At 71.9% G+C, this 22549-nt stretch carries 22 protein-coding genes; 11 read left to right on the top strand and 11 right to left on the bottom strand.

Features of this window, described 5'->3' with window-relative positions:
• Positions 1-56: 56 nt before the first annotated feature.
• From ACTWJ8_RS11825 to ACTWJ8_RS11815, 3 genes are all read right to left on the bottom strand, one after another.
• A complete protein-coding gene (locus ACTWJ8_RS11825) occupies positions 57-1571 on the bottom strand; it encodes a glutamate synthase subunit beta (protein WP_443263769.1) in 1515 nt (504 codons plus the stop codon).
• Between the two features lie 123 nt (positions 1572-1694).
• Positions 1695-2180 (bottom strand): anthrone oxygenase family protein, encoded by a 486-nt coding sequence (locus ACTWJ8_RS11820; protein ID WP_443263768.1) that lies wholly within the window; start codon positions 2178-2180, stop codon positions 1695-1697.
• Between the two features lie 62 nt (positions 2181-2242).
• Entirely contained in the window at positions 2243-2920 is a 678-nt protein-coding gene (locus ACTWJ8_RS11815) for a DUF2293 domain-containing protein (RefSeq protein ID WP_443263767.1), read from the bottom strand.
• Positions 2921-2964: 44 nt separating this feature from the next.
• Here ACTWJ8_RS11815 and ACTWJ8_RS11810 point away from each other — a divergent pair, with 44 nt between their 5' ends.
• Positions 2965-3597 carry a uridine kinase gene (locus tag ACTWJ8_RS11810; protein ID WP_443263766.1) on the top strand — a complete coding sequence of 211 codons (633 nt, stop codon included), beginning with the start codon at positions 2965-2967 and terminating at the stop codon, positions 3595-3597.
• Between the two features lie 21 nt (positions 3598-3618).
• Here the strand turns inward: ACTWJ8_RS11810 and ACTWJ8_RS11805 are convergent, their stop codons facing one another.
• A complete protein-coding gene (locus ACTWJ8_RS11805; protein ID WP_356388235.1) occupies positions 3619-4746 on the bottom strand; it encodes a magnesium and cobalt transport protein CorA in 1128 nt (375 codons plus the stop codon).
• A 177-nt stretch (positions 4747-4923) separates the two neighbouring features.
• Here ACTWJ8_RS11805 and ACTWJ8_RS11800 point away from each other — a divergent pair, with 177 nt between their 5' ends.
• Complete coding sequence (locus tag ACTWJ8_RS11800; protein ID WP_356388237.1) at positions 4924-5721, top strand: methyltransferase domain-containing protein; 798 nt, start codon at positions 4924-4926, stop codon at positions 5719-5721.
• 78 nt (positions 5722-5799) lie between these two features.
• Here the strand turns inward: ACTWJ8_RS11800 and ACTWJ8_RS11795 are convergent, their stop codons facing one another.
• The 3 genes from ACTWJ8_RS11795 to fdhA all read right to left on the bottom strand — a co-directional run bounded on the left by ACTWJ8_RS11795 (position 5800) and on the right by fdhA (position 8982).
• Positions 5800-6708: a carbohydrate kinase family protein gene (locus tag ACTWJ8_RS11795; RefSeq protein WP_443263765.1), complete on the bottom strand. Its 909-nt coding sequence runs from the start codon at positions 6706-6708 to the stop codon at positions 5800-5802.
• Entirely contained in the window at positions 6705-7610 is a 906-nt protein-coding gene (locus ACTWJ8_RS11790; protein WP_356388241.1) for a pseudouridine-5'-phosphate glycosidase, read from the bottom strand. The genes ACTWJ8_RS11795 and ACTWJ8_RS11790 overlap by 4 nt, the downstream gene beginning before the upstream one ends.
• 145 nt (positions 7611-7755) lie before the next feature.
• Positions 7756-8982 carry a formaldehyde dehydrogenase, glutathione-independent gene (fdhA, locus tag ACTWJ8_RS11785; RefSeq protein WP_356388243.1) on the bottom strand — a complete coding sequence of 409 codons (1227 nt, stop codon included), beginning with the start codon at positions 8980-8982 and terminating at the stop codon, positions 7756-7758.
• Positions 8983-9190: 208 nt separating this feature from the next.
• Between fdhA and ACTWJ8_RS11780 the strand changes: the two genes are divergently transcribed.
• On the top strand, positions 9191-9565 hold the full coding sequence (locus tag ACTWJ8_RS11780) for a cupin domain-containing protein (RefSeq protein WP_356388245.1): 375 nt from the start codon (positions 9191-9193) through the stop codon (positions 9563-9565).
• Positions 9566-9589: 24 nt separating this feature from the next.
• On the opposite strand, the gene ACTWJ8_RS11775 is transcribed toward ACTWJ8_RS11780, so the two are convergent.
• The 3 genes from ACTWJ8_RS11775 to ACTWJ8_RS11765 all read right to left on the bottom strand — a co-directional run bounded on the left by ACTWJ8_RS11775 (position 9590) and on the right by ACTWJ8_RS11765 (position 12410).
• Positions 9590-10870 (bottom strand): MFS transporter, encoded by a 1281-nt coding sequence (locus tag ACTWJ8_RS11775; protein WP_443264875.1) that lies wholly within the window; start codon positions 10868-10870, stop codon positions 9590-9592.
• A 101-nt stretch (positions 10871-10971) separates the two neighbouring features.
• The gene (locus tag ACTWJ8_RS11770; protein WP_356388248.1) at positions 10972-11544 is read right to left on the bottom strand and encodes a methylated-DNA--[protein]-cysteine S-methyltransferase; all 573 of its coding nucleotides are present in this window, start codon (positions 11542-11544) and stop codon (positions 10972-10974) included.
• Positions 11545-11585: 41 nt separating this feature from the next.
• On the bottom strand, positions 11586-12410 hold the full coding sequence (locus ACTWJ8_RS11765) for a glycerophosphodiester phosphodiesterase (protein ID WP_443264873.1): 825 nt from the start codon (positions 12408-12410) through the stop codon (positions 11586-11588).
• A 320-nt stretch (positions 12411-12730) separates the two neighbouring features.
• Here ACTWJ8_RS11765 and ACTWJ8_RS11760 point away from each other — a divergent pair, with 320 nt between their 5' ends.
• The 8 genes from ACTWJ8_RS11760 (at position 12731) to aroQ (ending at position 21835) form a co-directional block, all read left to right on the top strand.
• Positions 12731-13582, top strand: a complete 852-nt coding sequence (locus ACTWJ8_RS11760; RefSeq protein WP_443263764.1) for an MHYT domain-containing protein — start codon at positions 12731-12733, stop codon at positions 13580-13582.
• An 83-nt stretch (positions 13583-13665) separates the two neighbouring features.
• Complete coding sequence (uvrB, locus tag ACTWJ8_RS11755) at positions 13666-15816, top strand: excinuclease ABC subunit UvrB (RefSeq protein WP_443263762.1); 2151 nt, start codon at positions 13666-13668, stop codon at positions 15814-15816.
• A 151-nt stretch (positions 15817-15967) separates the two neighbouring features.
• Positions 15968-16546, top strand: a complete 579-nt coding sequence (locus ACTWJ8_RS11750) for a TerD family protein (RefSeq protein ID WP_356388256.1) — start codon at positions 15968-15970, stop codon at positions 16544-16546.
• Positions 16547-16556: 10 nt separating this feature from the next.
• Positions 16557-18434, top strand: coding sequence for a TerD family protein (locus tag ACTWJ8_RS11745; protein WP_443263761.1), 1878 nt, complete (start codon positions 16557-16559; stop codon positions 18432-18434).
• A gap of 235 nt (positions 18435-18669) precedes the next feature.
• Positions 18670-19659, top strand: a complete 990-nt coding sequence (locus ACTWJ8_RS11740; protein WP_356388260.1) for a TerC family protein — start codon at positions 18670-18672, stop codon at positions 19657-19659.
• Between the two features lie 128 nt (positions 19660-19787).
• The gene (locus tag ACTWJ8_RS11735) at positions 19788-20090 is read left to right on the top strand and encodes a hypothetical protein (protein ID WP_356388262.1); all 303 of its coding nucleotides are present in this window, start codon (positions 19788-19790) and stop codon (positions 20088-20090) included.
• 83 nt (positions 20091-20173) lie between these two features.
• Positions 20174-21274, top strand: a complete 1101-nt coding sequence (locus tag ACTWJ8_RS11730) for a calcium:proton antiporter (RefSeq protein ID WP_356388264.1) — start codon at positions 20174-20176, stop codon at positions 21272-21274.
• Between the two features lie 87 nt (positions 21275-21361).
• Positions 21362-21835, top strand: a complete 474-nt coding sequence (aroQ, locus tag ACTWJ8_RS11725) for a type II 3-dehydroquinate dehydratase (RefSeq protein WP_356388266.1) — start codon at positions 21362-21364, stop codon at positions 21833-21835.
• A 49-nt stretch (positions 21836-21884) separates the two neighbouring features.
• Here aroQ and ACTWJ8_RS11720 read toward each other — a convergent pair whose 3' ends face one another.
• The gene (locus ACTWJ8_RS11720) at positions 21885-22541 is read right to left on the bottom strand and encodes an MBL fold metallo-hydrolase (protein ID WP_356388268.1); all 657 of its coding nucleotides are present in this window, start codon (positions 22539-22541) and stop codon (positions 21885-21887) included.
• Positions 22542-22549 lie beyond the last annotated feature (8 nt).

The following is a 22549-nucleotide window of genomic DNA, read 5'->3' as shown; positions in this document are numbered from 1 at the left end:
CGAGGCGCGGTTATGCGTGACGTGGTTGTTGCGCGTGGCGTGGTTGCGTGTGGCGCTCAGACGGCCATCGGGCGGTCGTGCGCCCCGATCGGCTCGGGAAGCCGCGTCCGGCCCGTCAGCCAGCGATCGACAGCGGCGGCCGCCGCCCGGCCCTCCGCGATCGCCCACACCACGAGCGACGCGCCCCGCCCCGCGTCCCCCGCGACGAAGACGCCCGGCACGTCCGTGGCGAAGGCGGCGTCCCGCGCGAGACGGCCCCGGTCGTCCAGACCGAGCTCCAACTGTTCGATGAGGCCACCGGCCCGGTTCTCGGGCCCGTGGAAACCGAGCGCGAGCAGCACCAGATCCGCGGGCAGCGTCCGCCCCGTACCGGGCAGCGGACGGCGCGCCGCATCCACCTCCACGAGGTGCAACTCCCGTACATGCCCCGCCGCGTCCCCGGTGAAGCGCAGCGTGGACGCCGCGAACAGGCGGGCGTCCGCGTCAGCCGCCGGGGCCGTGCGCAGCTCACCCGCCTCCTCGTGCGCGGCGGAGAGCCGGTACAGCTTCGGATACGTCGGCCAGGGCTCGGCGTCCTCGTCCCGCTCGTCGCCCGGCCGGTCGTAGATGTCCAACTGGGTGACGGACGCGGCCCGTTCGCGTACCGCCGTGCCCAGGCAGTCGGCGCCGGTGTCGCCGCCGCCGACGATGACGACGTGCTTGCCGGCGGCGCTGAGCGGTTCCGGCGTCTCCGGCGCCTCCCGCGCAGGGCTCCGCCCGTTCTCGTACGTGCGGTTGGCCCAGGTCAGATACGGCATCGCCTGTTCGATCCCGGCCAGTTCGCGGCCCGGGACGTCGAGTTCGCGCCAGGCCGTGGCCCCGGTCGCGAGCACCACGGCGTCGTAGCGGGTCCGCAGTTCGGCGGCCCCGATGTCGCGGCCGATCTCCGTCGACGTACGGAACCGCACGCCCTCCTTGGCCAACTGGTCGAGGCGGCGGTCCAGGTGACGCTTCTCCATCTTGAACGCCGGGATGCCGTAGCGCAGCAGACCGCCCGGCAGGTCGTCCCGCTCGTACACCGCGACCGTGTGCCCGGCCCGCGTCAACTGCTGCGCCGCGGCAAGGCCCGCGGGGCCCGAGCCGACGACGGCGACGGTGCGGCCGCTGTGCCGCTCGGGCGGCTGCGCACCCACGAAACCGTCGTCCCAGGCGCGGTCGGCGATCGCGACCTCGACGTTCTTGATGGTGACGGCCGGCTGGTTGATGGCGAGGACGCAGCCCGCCTCGCAGGGCGCAGGGCAGAGGCGGCCGGTGAACTCGGGGAAGTTGTTCGTGGCGTGCAGCCGCTCGCTCGCCGCCCGCCAGTCGTCGCGCGCGACCAGCTCGTTCCACTCCGGGATCAGGTTCCCCAGCGGGCACGCCTCGTGGCAGAACGGGATCCCGCAGTCCATGCAGCGGTCCGCCTGCGCCTCGATGATCGGCAGCAGTCCGCCGGGGACGTACACCTCGTCCCAGTCGCGGACCCGCTCCTCGACGGGGCGGCGCGGCGCCTCCCGCCGGGGTGTGCTCAGGAAGCCCTTGGGGTCGGCCATGGCCGTCTCCCTACGCCGTGCGTCGTGGCTCTTTCGTCACGATACGTCGGGTCCGGCGCGCCTGCCCGGGATCGGGCGGCTCGGGTCGGGGCGAGGCGGGGGCGAGGGCGGGACGAGGGCGGCTCAGGTCAGGGCCAGGACGAAGAGGGCGGAGGCCGCGGCCGCCGTCGCCGCCCGCACGTGGTTCCACCGCACCCACTCGACGAGATACGTCCGCCACTGCGCCGCCGCGCCCTCGGACTCCTCGGCGCCGGACAGGCCCGCGAGCGCCGCGTTGCGCGGCACGCTCGCCAGAACCGTCACCCCGAACGAGCCCACCAGGTACAGCACGCACCCCACCAGCAGCTCGGCCGTCCCCGGATCGGGCCACAGCACGAACGTCACGACCGCGATCACCGCGCACAGCACCGCGGCACCGAGGAACACCACCATGAACGCGGGCGTCAGCGCGGCGACGTTGATGGCGTTCATCGCCGCGATCCCCTGCGCGGCGGGCAGCGCGCCGAGGCCGCGCATCACGAACGTGGAGAACGCGACGAACACCCCGGAACTCACGCCGCACCAGACAGCCCCCAGCACGACCAGCGCGAAATACGGACCTTCGATCATTCGCCCCCCTATCCGAGAGCGATCATGCCGCAGTTTGTCGGTTGTCGACAGTGATTTCACGATTACGTTGAGCGAACGGTGTCGGCATGCGACGCCTCCCGCCACCCGTCCAGCACCGCCGCCACGGCCTGCGCGACCCGCGCCCGCGCCTCCCGCCGCGGCACGCCCGCCATCAGCAGCCGGTCGTAGGGCGTGTCCACGTGCCGCACGGCGGCCCGCACCGCTGCCTCGACCGCCCCGTCCGCGAGCGCCCGACCCGCCGCGCTCCTGCCCACCCGGCCGCTGCCGCGCTCCCCGGCGTGCGCGGCGATCGCCGCCGCCCGCTCCGCCGGGCAGCCCGGGAACAGCACCCGGATCCGCGCGGCGAACTCCGCCACGAACACCACGTCCCGCGCCGCCCGCCGCGCCGCGTCCCTGGCCCGCCGCCGCGCCCGTGCCTCCGCGTCCGCCAGGCACCGCGCCTCGGCCCGCGCCAGCGCCGCCTCCTCGACGAGCACGCCCTGCCGCTCGTACCGCCCGCGCCGCCGATGGAAGCGCACGACGACCGCCGACAGCGTGCTCTCCTCGCGCGCCCTGCGCGTCAGCGCCGTGTCGCCGCGCGGCAGGAACACGAGGTGACCCAGGTCGGCGCAGTCCAGACACCGCGGCTGCCCGCCCTCCAGGGCCAGCAGCAGGAGCGGCCCCCGGTGGCAGGCGCCGCACCGCTTGCGTTTCACCGGCTGGAAGACGACGAGGCTCATAGGACCGTGATGCCCGCCCGGACGCGCCCGGCATCATTGAGTGCGTGCGACTCGAAGCGATCACCTGGGAACGGCTCGGCGACACCCTCGCCGAGCGGCTGCTCGACCTGAAGCCGGCCGACGGCGGCTCCTGGCCGAAGGTCGCCATCGACGGCGCCCCCGCCGCCCGCCCCGGCGAACTCGCGGCGCTCGTCTCCGCGTCCCTGCGCACCCGCGGCCGGTCTTCGCTCACGGTCGGCACCGAGGGCTTCCTGCGCCCGGCCTCGCTCCGCTTCGAGTACGGCCGCCGCGACGTCGAGGCGTACTACAGCGGCTGGTTCGACACCGGCGCCCTGTGGCGCGAGGTGTTCGGCCCCCTCGAACCGGACGGCACCGGACGCGTCCTGCCCGACCTGTGGGACCCGGTCACGGACCGCGCGACGCGCAGCCCCTATGTTCAACTCCCGCCCGGTGGCGTCCTGTTGATGCATGGCCCCCTCCTCCTGCACCACTGGTTCCCGTTCGACCTGACCGTTCACGTGAGCCTCTCGAAGGGCGCGCTGCGCCGCCGCACCCCCGAGTCCGAGCAGTGGACCCTCCCGGCGTTCGAGCGCTACGACTCCGAGACCGACCCCGCCGCGAGCGCGGACGTCGTCGTCCGGGCGGACGACCCGCGCCACCCGGCGTGGAGCGGCTGAGCCCTCGGCCTGGTCCCGGCGTTACAGCCAGCCGTTGCGCTTGAAGCCCCGGTAGACCACAAAACAGATCACGGCTATCACGGACACCATGAGCGGGTAGCCGAACCGCCAGTGCAGCTCCGGCATGTACTCGAAGTTCATGCCGTAGACGCCCGTGCCCATGGTCGGTACGGCCACGATCGCCGCCCATGCCGTGATCTTCCGCATGTCCTCGTTCTGCGCCACCGTCACCTGGGCCAGATGGGCCTGAAGGATCGAGTTGAGCAGTTCGTCGAAGGCCGCTATCTGCTCCGCCGCCCGCAGCAGATGGTCCGAGACGTCGCGGAAGTACGCCTGTATCTCGGGCGGCACGACGGGGAAGGCGCGGCTCGACAGCTCCTGTATCGGCCGGGACAGCGGCACCACGGCCCGCTTCAACTCGAGCAGCTCCCGCTTGAGTTGGTAGATGCGGCCGGGGTCGACCTTCGCGCCGTTCTGCGCGAAGACAGCCGCCTCGACCTCGTCGATGTCCGACTGCACCTCGTCGATCACCGTCAGGTAGTCGTCCACCACGCTGTCCGCGATCGCGTGCAGCACTGCCGCGGGGCCCTTGGCGAGCTGCTCCGTGTCGGACTCGAGCCGCTCGCGCACCGGGCCGAGCGAGCCGTGCCTGCCGTGCCGCACCGTGATCACGAAGTCCCGCCCGAGGAACACCATCAGCTCGCCGGTGTCCACGATCTCGCTGGTCGCCGTGAGCTCCGCGTGGTCGACGTAGCAGACCGTCTTCAGGACCGTGAACAGCGTCTCGCCGTACCGCTCCACCTTCGGGCGCTGGTGCGCGTGCACCGCGTCCTCCACCGCCAGGGGGTGCAGGTCGAACAGCTCGGCGATGTCGGCGAACTCCAGCTCCGACGGCTCGTGCAGGCCGAGCCAGACGAATCCGTCCGCCGACTTGCGCACCGCGCGCACCGAGTCGACGAGGTCGCTGTCGCCCGACTCGCGCACGCCGTCCCGGTACGTCACGCAGTTCACCACCGCGGAGCCCAGCGGGGAGCGCGCGGGGTGGCTCAGGTCGACCTTGGGCCTGCGCCGTGCGAGCCGCGCGACCTTGCGCAGGCTGCCCACCCTGCGCAGACCGCCGACCTTCCGCAGATTGCCCGCCATCGACATGCTGGGCCCCTTCGATCTCGTTGACCTGGTGGGTCTCGTTGAATTGCAGGAATTCGTTGACTTGGTGGGCCAGTCTGCCAGCGGCCACCGACAGCGCGTCTACCCCTGTGGGAACGGAGGACTCCACTCCGTCGGGCAATGCCCGGAATTGGGTGATTCGACTGGGATGATCGGTTCATGATGCGATCCGGCGAACACGCGTATCTCCTCGACAACCGGCGGCCCGAGGCGGGGGAGCGGTTCGACGCGCTCTCGGCCCTCTTCGACCCCACGACCTTCCGGCACATCGAGCGGCTCGGCATCGGTTCCGGGTGGCGCTGCTGGGAGGTCGGGGCCGGCGGCCCGTCGGTGGTGTCGTGGCTCGCGCGGAAGGTCGGGCCCACGGGGCGGGTGCTCGCCACCGACATCGACACGTCCTGGCAGACCGCGGCGCCCCGCACGCCGGTCGAGGTGCGGCGGCACGACGTGGGGGTCGACGAGCCGCCCGCCGAGAGCTTCGACCTGGTGCACGCGCGGCTCGTCCTGGCCCATGTGCCGGACCGGGAGCGGGCGTTGGCGTCGATGATCCGGGCGCTGCGGCCCGGCGGTCGGCTGCTGGTCGAGGACGCCGACCCGGCGCTGCAACCGCTGCTCTGCCCGGACGAGACCGGCCCCGCGCAGGAGTTGGCCAACCGGCTGCGCCACGGCTTCCGTTCCCTGCTCGCGGAGCGCGGCGCCGACCTGTCGTACGGCCGCAGGCTGCCTGGGCTGCTGCGCGCGGCGGGCCTGCGCCAGGTCGAGGCCGACGCGTACTTCCCGCTGGCGTCTCCCGCGTGTACTGCCCTGGAGACGGCCACGGTGACCCGGATCCGCGACGAGCTGGTGGCGGCGAACCTGGCGAGCCACGAGGAGATCGACCGCCACCTGTCGAACATCGCCACCACTCCGATGGACCTGGCGACGGCTCCGCTGATCTCGGCGTGGGGCAGACGGTAGGCCTCCGGCCGGGACCGGGTGGGAGGCGGGGTCGCGGTGACTGCGGCAGGCATGCGATGTGTCGGCGTGGTGGGCGGCTCACGGGGGACGGGCGCCCACCCGGGTCACCGCCTCGCTTCCCGCGCGGCAGCCCTCGCTCAGGGCCTCCCGCCAGGGTGCTCCTCGGAGGCGGGCTGCGAGGAGTGCTCCGGTGAAGGCGTCGCCGGCGCCCGTGGAGTCGCGTACCGTCACGCCCCGCACCGCGTGCGAGCGCTCCCTTACGACGCCGCCCCGGGCCACGCAGGCGCCCTCCGCCCCCGACTTCACGACCACCACGGGGAAGCGGCCGCTCAGTTTCGCCGCCGCCTCCTCCGGTCCGGCCGCACCGCTCAGCAGCGTCGCCTCGTCCCGGCTGGGCGTCAGCACGTCCACCCCGTCCACCAGCCCGAGGAACCGCTCCACCCCGAGCTCCCGCAGGAACCCCGTGGACGCCGGATCCAGGCTCACCGGCACACCACGCGCGCGTGCGTCGGCCACGGCGGTGGACACCAACTCCCGCCCCGACGCGGAGAAGCACAGGTAGCCGGACAGATGCAGCAGGCCCACCCCGTCGAGCAGGTCCGGCGACCAGTCCTCGGGTCCCACTCGCAGCGACGCCCCGCTGTCCGTCAGGAACGTCCGCTCGCCCCCGGACCCCGTGTCCACGAGGCAGATCACCGCTCCGGTCGGCGCCTCCGCGTCCACCACGAGCCGCGGCCGCACCCCGCACCGTACGAGCTCCGCCTCGTGCCAGCGCGCGGAGTCCGCGCCCACCCGGCCGAGCAGCGCGACGTCCCGGCATCCCGAACGCGCCGCCCAGCACGCCACATTGGCCCCGGCCCCACCCGGCACCGTACGGATGGACGCCACGGTGTCCGTGCCCGTGGACAGTGCCCCTCGGTGCCGCGCGACGACATCCGTGACGACGTCGCCGACCACCAGCAGCGCCCCGCCGTCGCCCCCGGTCACACCGTCGCCCAGGCCGCCGCGATCCGCCCCGCGAGCCGTACGTTCCCGCGCACCGCCGCCAGGTTGGCCTCCAGGGACGCGCCCTTCGTCTGCCGCGCCACGTAGTCCAGCAGGAACGGCGTCACGGCCTGACCGCCGATCCCCTGCCGCTCGCACTCCCGCAACCCGCTCTCCAGCACGCGCGCGTGCAGCGCCGGATCCAACTGCTCCGCCTCCGGTACGGGATTGGCGACGAGCAGCGCGGAATCGCCCGCGTCCAGCTCGTCCTGCGCCCGCATCACGGCCACCACCTCCTCGGGAGAACGCAGCGTCCAGTCGACGGGCTCGCCCGAGTCGGCGAGGTAGAAGCCGGGGAACCGCCCGGTCCCGTATCCCGCCACGGCCACCCCCAGGGTCTCCAGGCGTTGCAAGGTCGCCGGCACGTCCAGGATCGACTTCACCCCGGCGCACACGACGGTGATCCGGGTCCGCGCGAGCAGCCGCAGATCCGCCGACTCGTCCTGCGTCTGCGTCCACCCCCGGTGCACCCCGCCGAGCCCGCCCGTGGCGAACACCCGGATCCCGGCCCGCGCCGCCAGCAGCGCCGTCCCCGACACGGTGGTCGCCCCGCTCGCGCCCGTCGCCATCGCGGGCGGAAGGTCGCGGTGGCTGAACTTGCGGATCCCGTCGTCGTTCGCGACCCGCTCCAACTGCTGCTTGTCCAGGCCGACATGAGGCCGCCCGTCGAGCACCGCGATCGTCGCGGGCACGGCCCCCTCGTCCCTGACGACCTGCTCCAGCTCGTGCGCCACCCGCAGATTCCGGGGCCGCGGCAGCCCGTGCGCGATGATCGTCGACTCCAGGGCCACCACCGGGCGCCCCGCGTCGAGCGCGTCCCGTACCTCGTCCGAAACGATCAGCATGCGTTCGCCTCCGGTCAGTCGGCCTTCACCGTCCCACGCTCCACTGACATCACTGGCGGACGCGCCTCGCCCGCAAACGCCCAAGAGGCTCCGGTGGCAAAGAAATTGGGCTCCACGCGCGCGTGGAGCCCAACATCACCGGACCTCAGACCGGCCGGACGCCGTTCAGCGCGCCGTGCGGGTCGAGGACGTACTTACGGCTCGCGCCATGGTCGAACTCCGCGTAGCCGCGCGGCGCGTCCTCCAGGCCGATCACCGTCGCGTTGACGGCCTTCGCGATGTGCACCCGCTCGTGCAGGATCGCCATCATCAGCCCCCGGTGGTACTTCATCACCGGGCACTGACCCGTCGTGAGCGTGTGGCTCTTCGCCCAGCCGAGCCCCAGCCGCACCTTCAGGGTGCCGCTGCGCGCGTCCTGGTCGACGCCGCCCGGGTCGTCGGTCACGTACAGGCCGGGGATGCCGAGCGCGCCACCGGCCGCCGTGAGCCCCATCAGCGAGTTGAGGACCGTGGCCGGCGCCTCGGGTGCGTCCGGGCCGTGCGCGCGGGCCTCGAAGCCGACCGCGTCGACCGCCGCGTCCACCTCGGGCACGCCGAGGATCTCGGCGACCTGGTCCTCGACGGTGCCGCGCGTCAGGTCGACCGTCTCGCAGCCGAAGCTCCGTGCCTGCGCGAGCCGTTCGGCGTTCAGGTCCCCGACGATCACCACGGCCGCGCCGAGGAGCTGCGCCGACGCCGCCGCCGCGAGCCCGACGGGCCCGGCCCCCGCCACGTACACCGTCGAACCGACCGTGGTGCCCGCGGACACCGCGCCGTGGAAGCCGGTCGGGAAGATGTCGGAGAGCATGGTCAGGTCGAGCAGCTTCTCGCGCGCCTGGTCGGCATCGGGGAAGCGCAGTACGTTGAAGTCCGCGTACGGGATCATCGCGTACTCGGCCTGACCGCCGACCCAGCCGCCCATGTCGACATAGCCATAAGCGGCCCCCGGCCGTGCCGGGTTGACGTTCAGGCAGATGCCCGTCTTGCGCTCCTTGCAGTTGCGGCAGCGCCCGCACGCGATGTTGAACGGCACGGAGACGATGTCCCCGACGTCCAGGAACTCGACGTCCGGGCCCTTCTCCACGATCTCGCCGGTGATCTCGTGCCCCAGGACGAGGCCCTCGGGCGCCGTGGTCCGGCCGCGCACCATGTGCTGGTCACTGCCGCAGATGTTGGTGGCGAGCACCTTGAGGATCACGCCGTGCCGACAGGTCCTGCCCACGTTCTGCGGGGCCACCCCCGGCCCGTCCTTCAGTTCGAGGGTCGGGTGGTCGATGGTCCTGACCTCGACCGTGCCCGGCTTGAGATAGGCGACTGCCCTGTTTCCGCTCATCCCTGATCGCCGTCCCTTCGGCTCCGTGACTCCTCTACGGCGGATGCTCCGGCTGTGCGCACGGCGGAGTCTGCTACCGAATCGGCGTTCTGAGGAGCCCTCACGGGCCGGGTTGTTGAAGCCTCGACGAGCCGTCCAGTCGGCGGGCCCCGAACGGCACAGGCCGTCCAGTGAGAGGAGAGGCGCAGGTCATCTACGGTGACTGCCCATGACCACGAACGACCACCCCACGACCACCCCCGGCTCCTTCGCCGTCCACGTCCCCGACGCGGACCTCGAACCGGAGCCGCTCGACCCCGCCCAGATCGTCTCCGGGACCCCCGAGGTGACCGGGAAGGTGCTGTGGGAGTCGGCCGACGGCAAGCAGCTGCGCGGCATCTGGCAGATCACTCCCGGCGTGGTCACCGACACCGAGGCGAACGAGCTGTTCGTCGTCGTCAGTGGCCGCGCCACCGTCGACGTCGACGGCGGCGGGACCCTGGAGCTCGGCCCCGGCACGGCCGCCGTGCTGCGCGAGGGCGACCGCACGACATGGACCGTGCACGAGACGCTGCGCAAGGCGTACCACATCACCCTGCCCTGACCCGCGGACGAACCCCCGCTCCCGCTACGGCTGTTGGGCGCGCCGCGTGAACAGCGCGAGCGCCCCGAGCGGGAGCAGTAGGCAGGCCGCCGCCAGGTTCAGCCACGCGTAGCTCGCCGTCGCCACCACCAGGCCCGCCGCCGCGCCGCCGATCCCCGCCGACAGGCTCGTCGTCAGGTCGGAGAGCCCCTGCGCGGCGGCCCGCGCGGCCTGCGGCACCGAGTCGGTGAGCAGCGCCGAGCCCGCGACGAGCCCGGCCGACCAGCCGAGGCCCAGCAGGAACAGCGCCGCCGCGCTCTGCCCGTGGCTGCCGCCCGCGGTCCCCGCGAGCAGCGCCGCGCACGCCAGCAGCGCCACCGCGAGCCCGATCACGGTGAGCCGCCCGAACCGGTCCGCGAGCCGCCCCATCACCGGCGAGAACGCGTACATGCCCGCGATGTGCCCACTGATGACGAGCCCGATCAACTCGATGCCCGCGCCGTGGTGTTCGAGGTCCACCGGCGTCATCGACATGACGGACACCATCGCCGTGTGCGACACCGCCACCGTCACCAGCGCGAGCCGGGCTCGCGGGGACGCCGACACGGCCGCGAGCCCCGCCCGTATGGAGCGCGCGGCGGGCGACTGGTCCTCGGCGGGCGACAGGGCCCGCGCGGTCAGCAGCGGGTCGGGGCGCAGCCGTATGTGCACGACGAACGCCGATATCAGGAACACCCCGGCCGCCCAGACGAAGGGGCCCGCCTCCGCGGGGACGCCGAGCCCGGACACGCTGCGGCCCGCGGGCGCCGCGATGTTCGGCCCGAGGACGGCGCCGATCGTCGTCGCCCACACGACCGTCGAGATGGCGCGGGCGCGGTGGTCGGGCGCGGCGAGGTCGGCGGCCGCGTACCGGGCCTGAAGGTTCGCGGACGAGGCCGCGCCGAACCCCATGAGCCCGATGAGCAGCAGCGGAAAGCTCCCGACCACCGCGGCGACGACGGTGACGACGGCACCCAGCGTGCCGATCAGATAGGCCAGCACGAGCCCTGCCCGCCGTCCGCGCGCGTTCATGAGCGCGGCCAGCGGCACCGAGAGCACCGCCGTGCCCGCGACGCTCGCCGTGGACGCGAGCCCGGAGAGCGCCTCGTCGCCGCTGACCTTCTTGGCGAGCACGGCGGCGAGCGCGATCCCGGTGGCGGTGCCGAGCCCGCCGAGTATCTGCGAGGCCACGAGGACCCGCTGCGTACGCCGCTGGAGCGCGTCCGTCCCCGGCCCCGCGTCGGCGGCGCGGCCCGCCGCGGTGGCGCGCGGGTCCTGCGGAGGCATGTCCTCCGGTCGCTCCAGCTGCCCCTCGTCCGTGCTCACCGCACAACCCCCGCCCCGATCGCCCCGCGGACTCCCGCGGCCCGCCCAGCCCCAGGACCGTCTCAGAACAACGGCTCGGGCAACACCCCTTCAAGGGCCAGCAACCGCCGCTTCGTCTCCAGTCCGCCCCCGAAGCCGCCGATCCCGCCGTCCCGCTCCACGACCCGGTGGCACGGCACGACGACCGGCAGCGGATTCGAGCCCATCGCCAGGCCCACGGCCTGCGAGGCCCCCGGCTGCCCGACCCGGTGCGCCAGATCCCCGTACCCGACCACCGCGCCGAACGGCACCCCGGCGGCCAGCTCGCGCAGCACCTCACGGTTGAACCCGGTGATCAGGGACCAGTCCAACGGTACGTCGAACGTGCGCCTGCGCCCCGCGAAGTACTCGTCGAGCTGCCGTATCGCCTCGGCGAGCAGGGGCGAGTCGGGCGCCTCGACGGGCTCGGCCCCGAGCCGGGAGCCGAGCCGGTCGAGCGCCTTGTCCCGCACCGCGTCGGTGGCGTGGAAGACCACGTTCACCAGGCCCGTGTCCGTCGCGGCCAGCAGCAGCGGGCCGATGTCGCTGCGCACGACGGCCCACACGGCCCGCCGCGGTGCGGCGGAGGTGCTCTCGCTTGCTCCAGTGGCGTTCATGCCGACCACGCTACGGCCGGCCACTGACAACGCCGCCCGGATCAGCCCTTGATCGCGTCCCGCACCACGTCAGGGGCGTTGCTGATGATTCCGTCGACGCCGTAGCCCATGACCTTGCGGGCCGTGTCCGCGTCGTTGACGGTCCACGTGAAGACCTCGAGCGGCTTGCCGTGCGGGCCCTTGAGCGCGTGCACCTTCTTGACGTAGTCCGCGGAGATCGTCGTGTGCGACGGGTTGATCTGGTCCGCGAACTTCGCGTACGAGGGCAGGTCCGCCGCCGCGGGCGTGCCGAGGAAGCCCGTCTTGATGTCGGGGCGCCGCAGGTGCACGGCCCGGACGCTGTTCGCGCTGAAGCTCTGGACGATCAGCCGGTTCTTCACGTGCCCGGGGTCGAGCCAGCCGTCCTTGAGGAGCTGGACGAGGATCTGGTCCTCGATGCCCGGGTACAGCTCCGGGGACTTGATCTCCATGAGCAGCTTCTGATCGTTCCGCTCGACGCGCCGCAGGTACTCGTGGAGCGTCGGGATCCGCGCGCCGGCGTACTGGGCGCCCTTCCAGCTGCCCGCGTCCAGCTTGCGGATCTCGGCCGAGGTGAAGTCCGACACGTTCCACGGGGACCGGTCGGGATAGAGCTGCTCGACATTGGTGGTGCGCGCCAGCGTGGTGTCGTGGAGGACGACGAGGGCGCCGTCCTTGGTGCGCTGCACGTCGTTCTCGACCCAGTCGATCCCGAGCGAGTGCGCTCTGTCGACGGCTGCCAGGGTGTTCTCGGGGGCGTACGCGGAGGCCCCGCGGTGGGCGACCACGGTGGTTCTGTCGTTGCCTGCGGCGGCGTGCGCGGTGGTGGGCAGGACCAGGACACCGATGACGACGGAGCCCGCCACTGCGGTCAGGGCGGTTGCTGTGCGTCCGTACACGTGTGCTCCTCATGCGTCGTGGGATCACGGACTGTACGAGATTGACAGCGGAGAGCGAACGAAAAGTAGGCGCAGGATGGTCACGAGTTGAACGGAGTCACTCAAGTGCTGTTGACCCCGGGGTCGAGCGCCCGGCTTCTTTGCCGGAAAATCGTTCGGACGTTCCCGCGTGCGCTTTAATCTCTGCCTCACCAGCGGCCGCCCGGCCGCAGCTCGCGAAGGGACGAGCCGCACATCTCTCGAATCAACAGGCGGAAGGGCTGCCACACATGCAGGGCACGGTCGACGGCTTCAGTTACGGGCTCGTCACCCCGGTGGTGGCGTACCTCATGGCCTGCCTCGGAGGCGCCCTCGGGCTGCGCTGCACCACGAGATCCCTGCTCGTCGCCAACAGCTGGCGGATGGGCTGGCTCGCGCTGGGCTCGGCGGCGATCGGCTCGGGAATCTGGACCATGCACTTCATCGCGATGATGGGCTTCAGCGTGGAGGGCGTGCCGATCCGCTACGACCCGCTGACCACCTTCGCGAGCCTCGGGGTGGCCATCCTCATGGTCGGCATCGGCGTCCTCATCGTCGGCTACAAGGGCGCCACCGGAGCCTCCCTTTTCACCGGAGGCACCATCACGGGCCTCGGCGTGGCATCGATGCACTACCTCGGAATGGCCGGAATGCGCCTTCACGGGACGATCAGCTACAGCACGGTCACCGTGGTGGCCTCCGTGGTGATCGCCATGGCCGCCGCGACCGCCGCCCTGTGGGCGGCCGTGCAGGTGCGCGGCATCGGGTGGAGCATCGGCGCGAGCCTCGTCATGGGGCTCGCCGTCTCCGGCATGCACTACATGGCGATGGCCGGGGTCAGCGTCCATCCGCACGCCGACACCGCGGGCTCGCCCGGAGGGGACTCGGCCGCCGGCATCCTCGGGCCCATGCTCATCGGCCCGCTCGGCTTCCTGCTGCTGGCCGGCGTGGTCGTCATGTTCGACCCCATGCTCGTCACGGGACGCCCCGACTGGCGCGACGCCCGCGCGGCCCAGGACCGGATCGGCACCCCGGCGCCGGCCGTCACCCGGCTGCGCCGCCCGCTGCGCGGGCCCGCCCAGCGCACCCCGCAGGACTGGTGACCCGCGGGCCCTGAGCGGCCCGGAGGCCGGGCCCGACAGCGGTTCGGGCCCGGTTGTCAGTGGTGGGTCGTACGGTTGATTCCATGCGGCCCGTATCCAAGATCGAACGCACGGTGGCGCCCTTCGAGGTCGTCAGCCCGTACCAGCCCAGCGGTGACCAGCCCGCGGCCATCGCCGAGCTGGAGAAGCGCATCACCGGGGGCGAGAAGGACGTCGTCCTGCTCGGCGCCACCGGCACCGGCAAGTCCGCCACCACGGCGTGGATGATCGAGAAGCTCCAGCGCCCGACGCTCGTGATGGCGCCGAACAAGACGCTGGCCGCCCAGCTGGCGAACGAGTTCCGCGAGCTCCTGCCGAACAACGCGGTCGAGTACTTCGTCTCGTACTACGACTACTACCAACCCGAGGCGTACGTTCCGCAGTCGGACACGTACATCGAGAAGGACTCCTCGATCAACGAGGAGGTGGAGCGCCTGCGCCACTCGGCGACGAACTCGCTGCTGACCCGCAGGGACGTCGTCGTGGTCGCCTCCGTCTCCTGCATCTACGGCCTCGGCACGCCGCAGGAGTACGTGGACCGCATGGTCCCCCTGAAGGTGGGCGACGAGATCGACCGGGACGAGCTGCTCCGCCGCTTCGTCGACATCCAGTACACGCGCAACGACATGGCGTTCCAGCGCGGCACCTTCCGGGTGCGCGGCGACACCATCGAGATCTTCCCCGTCTACGAAGAGCTCGCGGTCCGCATCGAGATGTTCGGCGACGAGATCGAGTCCCTCTCCACGCTGCACCCCCTCACCGGCGAGGTCATCAGCGACGACGAGTCGCTGTACATCTTCCCGGCGACGCACTACGTGGCGGGCCCCGAGCGCCTGGAGCGCGCGGCGAACGACATCGAGAAGGAGCTCGAGGAGCGCCTCGCCGAGCTCGAGAAGCAGGGCAAGATGCTGGAGGCCCAGCGTCTGCGCATGCGCACCACGTACGACCTGGAGATGCTCCGCCAGATCGGCTCCTGCTCCGGCGTGGAGAACTACTCGATGCACTTCGACGGCCGCGAGCCCGGCTCCCCGCCGAACACGCTGCTCGACTACTTCCCGGACGACTTCCTGCTCGTCATCGACGAGTCGCACGTCACCGTGCCGCAGATCGGCGCCATGTACGAGGGCGACGCCTCCCGCAAGCGCACCCTCGTGGACCACGGCTTCCGGCTGCCGTCCGCGCTCGACAACCGCCCGCTGAAGTGGGAGGAGTTCCAGGAGCGCATCGGCCAGACCGTCTACCTGTCGGCGACGCCGGGGAACTACGAGCTGTCGCGCGCGGACGGCCACGTCGAGCAGATCATCCGCCCCACGGGTCTCGTCGACCCGGAGGTCGTCGTGAAGCCCACCGAGGGGCAGATCGACGACCTGGTGCACGAGATCCGCACGCGCACCGAGAAGGACGAGCGCGTCCTGGTCACCACGCTCACCAAGAAGATGGCCGAGGACCTCACGGACTACTTCATCGAGCTGGGCATCCAGGTCCGCTATCTGCACAGCGACGTCGACACGCTGCGCCGCGTCGAGCTGCTGCGCGAGCTGCGCGCCGGCGAGTTCGACGTGCTGGTCGGCATCAACCTGCTGCGCGAGGGCCTCGACCTGCCCGAGGTCTCCCTGGTGGCGATCCTCGACGCCGACAAGGAGGGCTTCCTGCGCTCCGGCACGTCCCTGATCCAGACGATCGGCCGCGCGGCGCGAAACGTGTCGGGTCAGGTCCACATGTACGCCGACAAGATCACCCCGGCGATGGAGAAGGCCATCGAGGAGACGAACCGCCGCCGGGAGAAGCAGATCGCGTACAACGAGGCGAACGGGATCGACCCCCAGCCCCTCCGGAAGAAGATCAACGACATCGTGGCGTCCATCGCGCGCGAGGACGTCGACACGGAGGCCCTGCTCGGCACCGGATACCGCAAGGGCGGCAAGGACGGAAAGGGCGCCAAGGCCCCCGTCCCGTCGGCCGGGAAGGCCGGCAAGGCGGACAAGGCGCCGGCCAAGAAGAAGCGCGGCAAGGCGGAGGAGACGGTTCCCACCGACCGGCCCGCGGCCGAGCTGTCCGAGCAGATCGAGGAGCTGACCGAGCGGATGCGCGCGGCCGCCGCGGATCTGCAGTTCGAGGTCGCGGCACGGCTGCGCGACGAGGTGTCGGAGATGAAGAAGGAGCTGCGGCAGATGAAGGAGGCGGGTATCGCCTGACCTGCCACGACGGGCGGGGCGGTCGGGGCGTGTTGCAAGACCGCCACAATTCCCCGCCCGTGCTGGCGGTGGTGTCGGTGCCGCCCTCTAGGGTTTGGCCCAACCGCGCGTTCGCCGCGGCAACAGGGGACCGTACGAGAGGGGACAGTGCGTGGGCATCGACTTGACCAAGGGTCAGGCCATCAGCCTGGAGAAGCAGGGCGGGGGCACCCTCACAGCGGTACGGATGGGGCTCGGCTGGCAGGCGGCCCCTCGGCGGGGGCTGTTCGGCACCCGCACCCGTGAGATCGACCTCGACGCGTCGGCGGTCCTCTTCGCCGACAAGCAGCCGGTCGACGTGGTCTTCTTCCGGCACCTCGTCAGCGACGACGGATCGGTGCGGCACACCGGGGACAATCTGGTCGGCGGCGCGGGACAGGGCGGGGACGACGAGTCGATCGTCGTCGACCTCCAGCGCGTCCCGGTCCACATCGACCAGATCGTGTTCACGGTCAACTCCTTCACGGGGCAGACCTTCCAGGAAGTGAAGAACGCGTTCTGCCGCCTTGTGGACGAGACGACGGGCGAGGAGCTGGCCCGGTACACGCTGGACGGCGGCGGCCAGTACACGGCGCAGATCATGGCCAAGGTGCACCGCGCGGGCAGCGGCTGGAAGATGACGGCCCTGGGCGCGGCGGCCAACGGCCGGACGTTCCAGGACCTGATGCCGTCGATCCTGCCCAGCCTGTAGCGGGCCCACCATGGCCGCCGAACTGGTGAGGGGCCAGAACCACCCCCTCGCCCGGACCCGACTGGAGATCCGGGTGTCGGCGGGCCACCCGGTCGTCGCGGGCGCCACGCTCGCCGACGACCGGGGCGTCGTGCGCGGCGCGGACCGGATCGCCCACCCCGGCGCCCCCGTGCTCCCGGGCCTCGACGTGCCGCGCCAGGCCGCGGCCGACCACCGCATCGCCGTCGACCTGGACGCGATGCCGGGCGACGTGCACCGCGTCACCGTGCTGCTCGCGCTGCCCGTGGGCGGCGGCGGGCCGACCCGGTTCGGCGCGGCGGCCGCCCCGTTCGTCGCCGTCACGGGCCCGGACGGCACGGAGGAGGCCAGCTACACGATCACCGACCTCGACACGGAGTCGGCCGTCGTCGCCCTCGAGCTCTACCGCAGGAACAGCGCCTGGAAGGTGCGCGCCGTCGGCCAGGGCTACGCCGACGGGCTCGCGGCCCTCCTCGCCGACCAGGGACTCGCGGACGCCCGGAGCATCGCCGGGGCCGTCCACGACGCCGTCGCCCGCGAACGGGGCCGCGCGGTGGCGCCCCCGCCGCGTACGACGGACGGGACGCACGTCCGCGCGGCGGCCACCGCGGGCCACGCCTCCGGCGCCCTGCCGCCTCCGACGCCGCAGGCGCCCGCGGGAGGGACCGGCGGCCCCATCGACTACACGCACCCCGGCCGCCGGGATCCCGCCCCGTCCGCGCCCGCACAGCGGCCCGAGGCGCCGGTCGCGGGCGACGCGCCGGGCTGGTCCCCGGAGGAGCGGCTCTACAACCAGGTGTGGGGCATGTTCGAGGACCTGGCCAGGACCACCGCCGCGTACCGCAGCGCCGTCGACTTCGCGGACGCCCGGATGGAGCGGGAGCTGGACGGCGCCCTGGCCGACCCGCGCAGCCGCCTCGGCGGCGCGGGGGACGCCGCCCGCGAGTCCGCCCGTGCCCGGCACGCCGCCCTCGTCGACCGCGCCAAGGAGGCTCTCGACCGGGACCTCGCGCAGCTCGCCGCCGAGGCCGAGGTCGTCGAGCCCGCGCTCCCCGCGGCGTACGCGGACTGGGACAACCCCTGCTGGCAGGCCTACCGCAGCCCCACCGAGCACCCCATGGCGGTCCGCGTCGGTGAGCTGAGCCTGCCCGAGAGCGAGAGCGTGGGGCTGCGCGTCCCGATGCTGCTGCGCCTGCCCCTGGAGCGCGGCCTGTGGGTCGACGCGGGGGCGTCCTCCGCCGACGGCCCCGCCGACGCCGACGCACTGCGCGCGCGTGCCGCCCACACCGCGGTCCTGCACGCGGCCCGGCTGCTCGCGGCCCATCCGGCGGGCGCGCTCAGCGTGCACGTCGTCGACCCGGCGAGCACCGCCGCTGCCGCCCTCGCGCCGCTCGTGGACGCGGGCGTGCTGGCCGCCCCGCCGGCCAGGGGAGCGGCAGGGGTCACGGAGACGCTGACGCGGCTGACCGAGCGCGTCGACCTCGTGCAGATGGCCGTCGCCGCGGGCGCGGCCGACGCGCTGCCGCCCGGCCTGGACACGGCCGAGCAGCTCCTGGTCGTGCACGACTTCCCGTACGGCTTCGACGACCGGGCCATCACCCGGCTGCGCTATCTCGCGGACGAGGGGCCGCGCGTCGGCGTGCACCTGATGCTCGTGGCCGACCGGGAGGACGCCGCCGAGTACGGGCCGCTGCTGGACCCGCTGTGGCGCGCCCTGCTGCGCCTCACGCCCGTACCCGACGACCATCTCGCGGACCCCTGGGTGGGGCATGCGTGGACGTACGGGCCTCCGGTGGTTCCGCGGGGCAGTGGGGTGTTGCGCGACGTGCTCGCGGCAGTGGCGGAAGCCCGTCGGAGGAAGGGACTCTGACCTGCGAACTTGGTGACCTCTTTACCTTTCCCTTTACCTTTCATGGGTGTTTCGAGTACGCTCCTTGACGCGGAGGGGAGTACTCCAACGCGGCGTTCCCGTCAATACGGACGACAGGCCTCGCAGAGCCTGGATCCCGGGGCGCCGGCCCGAGACGCGCCAAGGCGCTCGGGTGGAAGAGACCTCCGGCAGCGACGACGCTGATCAGTAGCCGTACGACGCCGGAGGCGCAGTAGTGGACGTATCAATGAGTGTGTGGGTGCTGACCGTTCTCGGTCTGTGCGCCCTCATCGCGGTCGACTTCTTCATCGGGCGCAAGCCCCACGACGTGTCGATCAAGGAAGCGGGCATCTGGACGGTCGTCTGGATCGTGCTCGCCGCGCTCTTCGGCGTCGGCGTGATGATCTGGGGCGGCGGCCAGGCCGGCGGCGAGTTCTTCGCGGGCTTCATCACCGAGAAGTCGCTCAGTGTGGACAACCTCTTCGTCTTCATCCTGATCATGGCGAAGTTCTCGGTCCCGTCCCACCTGCAGCAGCGGGTGCTGCTCTTCGGCGTGCTGATCGCGCTCGTGCTGCGGGCGATCTTCATCGCGGCCGGCGCGGCGATCATCGCCAGCTTCTCCTGGGTGTTCTACATCTTCGGCGCCTTCCTCCTGTACACCGCCTGGAAGCTGATCAAGGAGGCCATGGCGGACGAGGAAGAGGAGGAGTTCGAGGAGAACCGCATCCTGAAGTCGATCGAGAAGAAGTTCGGCGTCGCGGACCGGTACCACGGCACGAAGCTCTTCATCGTCCAGCACGGCAAGAAGGTCATGACGCCGCTCCTGGTCGTCATGCTCGCCATCGGCATGACCGACGTGCTGTTCGCGATGGACTCGATCCCGGCGATCTTCGGCCTGACCCAGGACCCGTACATCGTCTTCACCGCCAACGCGTTCGCCCTGATGGGCCTGCGTCAGCTGTACTTCCTGATCGGCGGACTGCTCAAGAAGCTGGTGCACCTCAGCTACGGCCTGTCGGTGATCCTCGGATTCATCGGCGTGAAGCTGATCCTGCACGCGCTGCACGAGTCCGGGGTGCACGTACCGGAGGTCTCCATCCCGGTCTCGCTCTCCGTCATCTGCGGCGTGCTGATCATCACGACGATCACCAGCCTCATCGCCTCGAAGAAGCAGGCCGAGCGGGACGCGGCCGAAAAGGCTCAGAAGGACAGCATCGAGGCCTGACCGCGTCGGGCGTAGGAATTACCAGCACCGGGAGCGGTGCGCGGCCGATTGCCGCGTGCGGCTCCCGGTGCTTCGTTGTGCCCTGAGCGCGCTCCGTGCGGGCGCGAGGCACGACGGGGGAGGACCCCATGAAGTTCGTCCAGATCATCGACTTCGAGTCCCAGCGGTTCGGCGAGATGCGTGAGCTCCTGGAGGCCTTCGAGCAGCGGATGCAGGGCACGCCGGGCGGCCCCACGCACCGCATGATGCTCAAGGACCGCGACGCCACGGGCCGCTACCTCGCGGTCATCGAGTTCGAGTCCTACGAGGACGCGATGCGCAGCAACGAACACCCCGAGGTGGTCGAGCTGAACCAGCGCCTGTCGGCCCTGTGCACCCGGCCGCCGGCCTTCATCAACTGCGACCTCAAGGACGTCCGCGAACTCAAGTGACGTACGCGGGCGGCGCCCTGGGCCGGAGGGGCGCCGCCCGGCCCTGAGTCGCGCCCCCGCCGCGTCACCGGCACCATCGATGAATGATCACCAGAGTCCGGGCGTTGAGCACACAGTGGACCGTGGTGGTGCCCCTGGTCGCGGTCGTCCTCCTCGCGTTCACCTGGGGGCGCGACCTGCCGGGCGTCCTGGTCGCCGTGGTCGCGGTGGTCCTCGCGCTGTCGGTGCTCGCGGCCGTGCACCACGCGGAGGTCGTCGCCCACCGGGTCGGTGAACCCTTCGGCTCGCTGGTCCTGGCCGTGGCCGTCACGATCATCGAGGTCGCGCTGATCGTCACACTGATGGCCGACGGCGGGGCCAAGAGCTCCACGCTCGCGCGCGACACGGTGTTCGCCGCCGTCATGATCACCTGCAACGGCATCGTCGGCATCAGCCTGCTCGCGGGCTCCCTGCGGCACCGGGTGGCGATCTTCCAGTCCGAGGGCACCGGCGGCGCGCTCGCCACCGTGGCCACCCTCGCGACGCTCTGCCTGGTCCTGCCGACGTTCACCACCAGCAAGCTGGGCCCTGAGTTCTCCACGTCCCAGCTGATCTTCTCGGCCGTCGCCGCGCTCGTCCTGTACGGGCTCTTCGTCGCGACGCAGACCGTGCGGCACCGCGACTACTTCCTGCCGATCACCCGGCACGGCGAGGTCATCGACGCCGACGACCACGCCGAGGTGCCCAGCACCCGCACCGCCCTGGTCAGCCTCGGCCTGCTCGCGCTCGCCCTGGTCGCCGTCGTCGGCCTCGCCAAGGGCGTCTCGAAGACGATCGAGCACGGCGTGGAGGCGGCCGGCATGCCGCAGGCGGTGGTCGGCGTGATCATCGCGATGCTCGTGCTGCTGCCGGAGACCATCGCGGCGCTCCGCGCGGCCCGCCGCGACCGCGTGCAGACCAGCCTCAACCTCGCGCTCGGCTCCGCCATGGCGAGCATCGGCCTGACCGTGCCGGCCGTCGCCATCGCCTCGTTCTGGCTCACCGGGCCGCTGGTACTCGGCCTCGGGGCCACGCACATGGTGCTGCTCGCGCTGACCGTGGCGGTGGCCACCCTGACCATCGTCCCGGGCCGCGCCACCCCGCTCCAGGGCGGTGTCCATCTGGTGATCCTCGCCGCGTACATCGAACTCGCCGTGACGCCCTGAGCGGTCCGCCCACCGAACGCCCTCAAGACGGGCCGCGGCGCCGTGATAGACCCTCAAGGAGCATCAGCTCGTCTACGGAGGTCCCTCGTGCCGCGCACGCTCGCCAACGCCCCGATCATGGTTCTCAACGGCCCGAACCTGAACCTTCTCGGCAAGCGCCAGCCGGAGATCTACGGCCGCGACACCCTCGCCGACGTCGAGGCGCTCTGCGTGAAGGCGGCCACCGCGCACGGCGCCACCGTCGACTTCCGGCAGTCCAACCACGAGGGCGAGCTGGTCGACTGGATCCACGAGGCCCGCGAGAACCACGTCGGCATCGTCATCAACCCCGCCGCCTACTCGCACACCTCGGTGGCGATCCTGGACGCGCTCAACACGTGCGACGGCATGCCGGTGGTGGAGGTCCACATCTCCAACATCCACCAGCGCGAGGAGTTCCGGCACCACTCCTACGTGTCCCTGCGCGCCGACGGCGTGATCGCGGGCTGCGGCGTGCAGGGCTACGCGTTCGGGGTGGAGCGGGTGGCGGCGCTGGCCGCTCCGGGCGCCGCCCAGGCATAAAAAACGCGACCTCGTAGGCGGGCCGAAACGAAAAGGCCCGCCTACGAGGTCACCAGCCGCGCTCGCGCCACTCCGGGAGGTGGGGACGCTCGGCGCCCAGCGTCGTGTCGTTCCCGTGCCCCGGGTACACCCACGTCTCGTCCGGCAGGGTGCCGAAGATCTTCGTCTCGACGTCCTCGATGAGGCTCGCGAAGGCCTCCGGGTCCTTCCACGTGTTGCCGACGCCGCCGGGGAACAGGCAGTCACCGGTGAACACGTGCGGGTGGCCGTGCGGGTCGTCGTAGATCAGGGCGATCGAACCGGGCGTGTGCCCGACCAGGTGGCGGGCCGTGAGCGTGATCCGGCCGAACTCGATGGTGTCGCCGTCGGCGACGGGTACGTCCGTCGCCACCGGGATCCCCTCGACGTCCTCGCGTCCCGCGTACGTGCGCGCGCCGGTCGCCTCCACGACCTCCTGGAGGGCCTGCCAGTGGTCGCCGTGCCGGTGGGTGGTGACGACCGCCGCGATGCCGTCGTCGCCGATGAGGTTCCGCAGCGTCTCCGGCTCGTTCGCCGCGTCGATCAACAGCTGCTGATCCGTCGCGCGGCAGCGCAACAAGTAGGCGTTGTTGTCCATCGGGCCGACCGCGACCTTGGAGATCATCAGGTCCTGCAGCTCGTGCACGTCCGCCGGGCCGCCGACCTTCACCGCTCCGCTGTACGTCATGGGATTCA

This window comes from Streptomyces sp. SDT5-1 (assembly GCF_052245995.1).
Classification (GTDB): Bacteria; Actinomycetota; Actinomycetes; order Streptomycetales; family Streptomycetaceae; genus Streptomyces.
The sequence above is the reverse complement of the archived record's forward strand: the minus strand, read 5'-3'. Positions and strand labels throughout refer to the sequence as shown.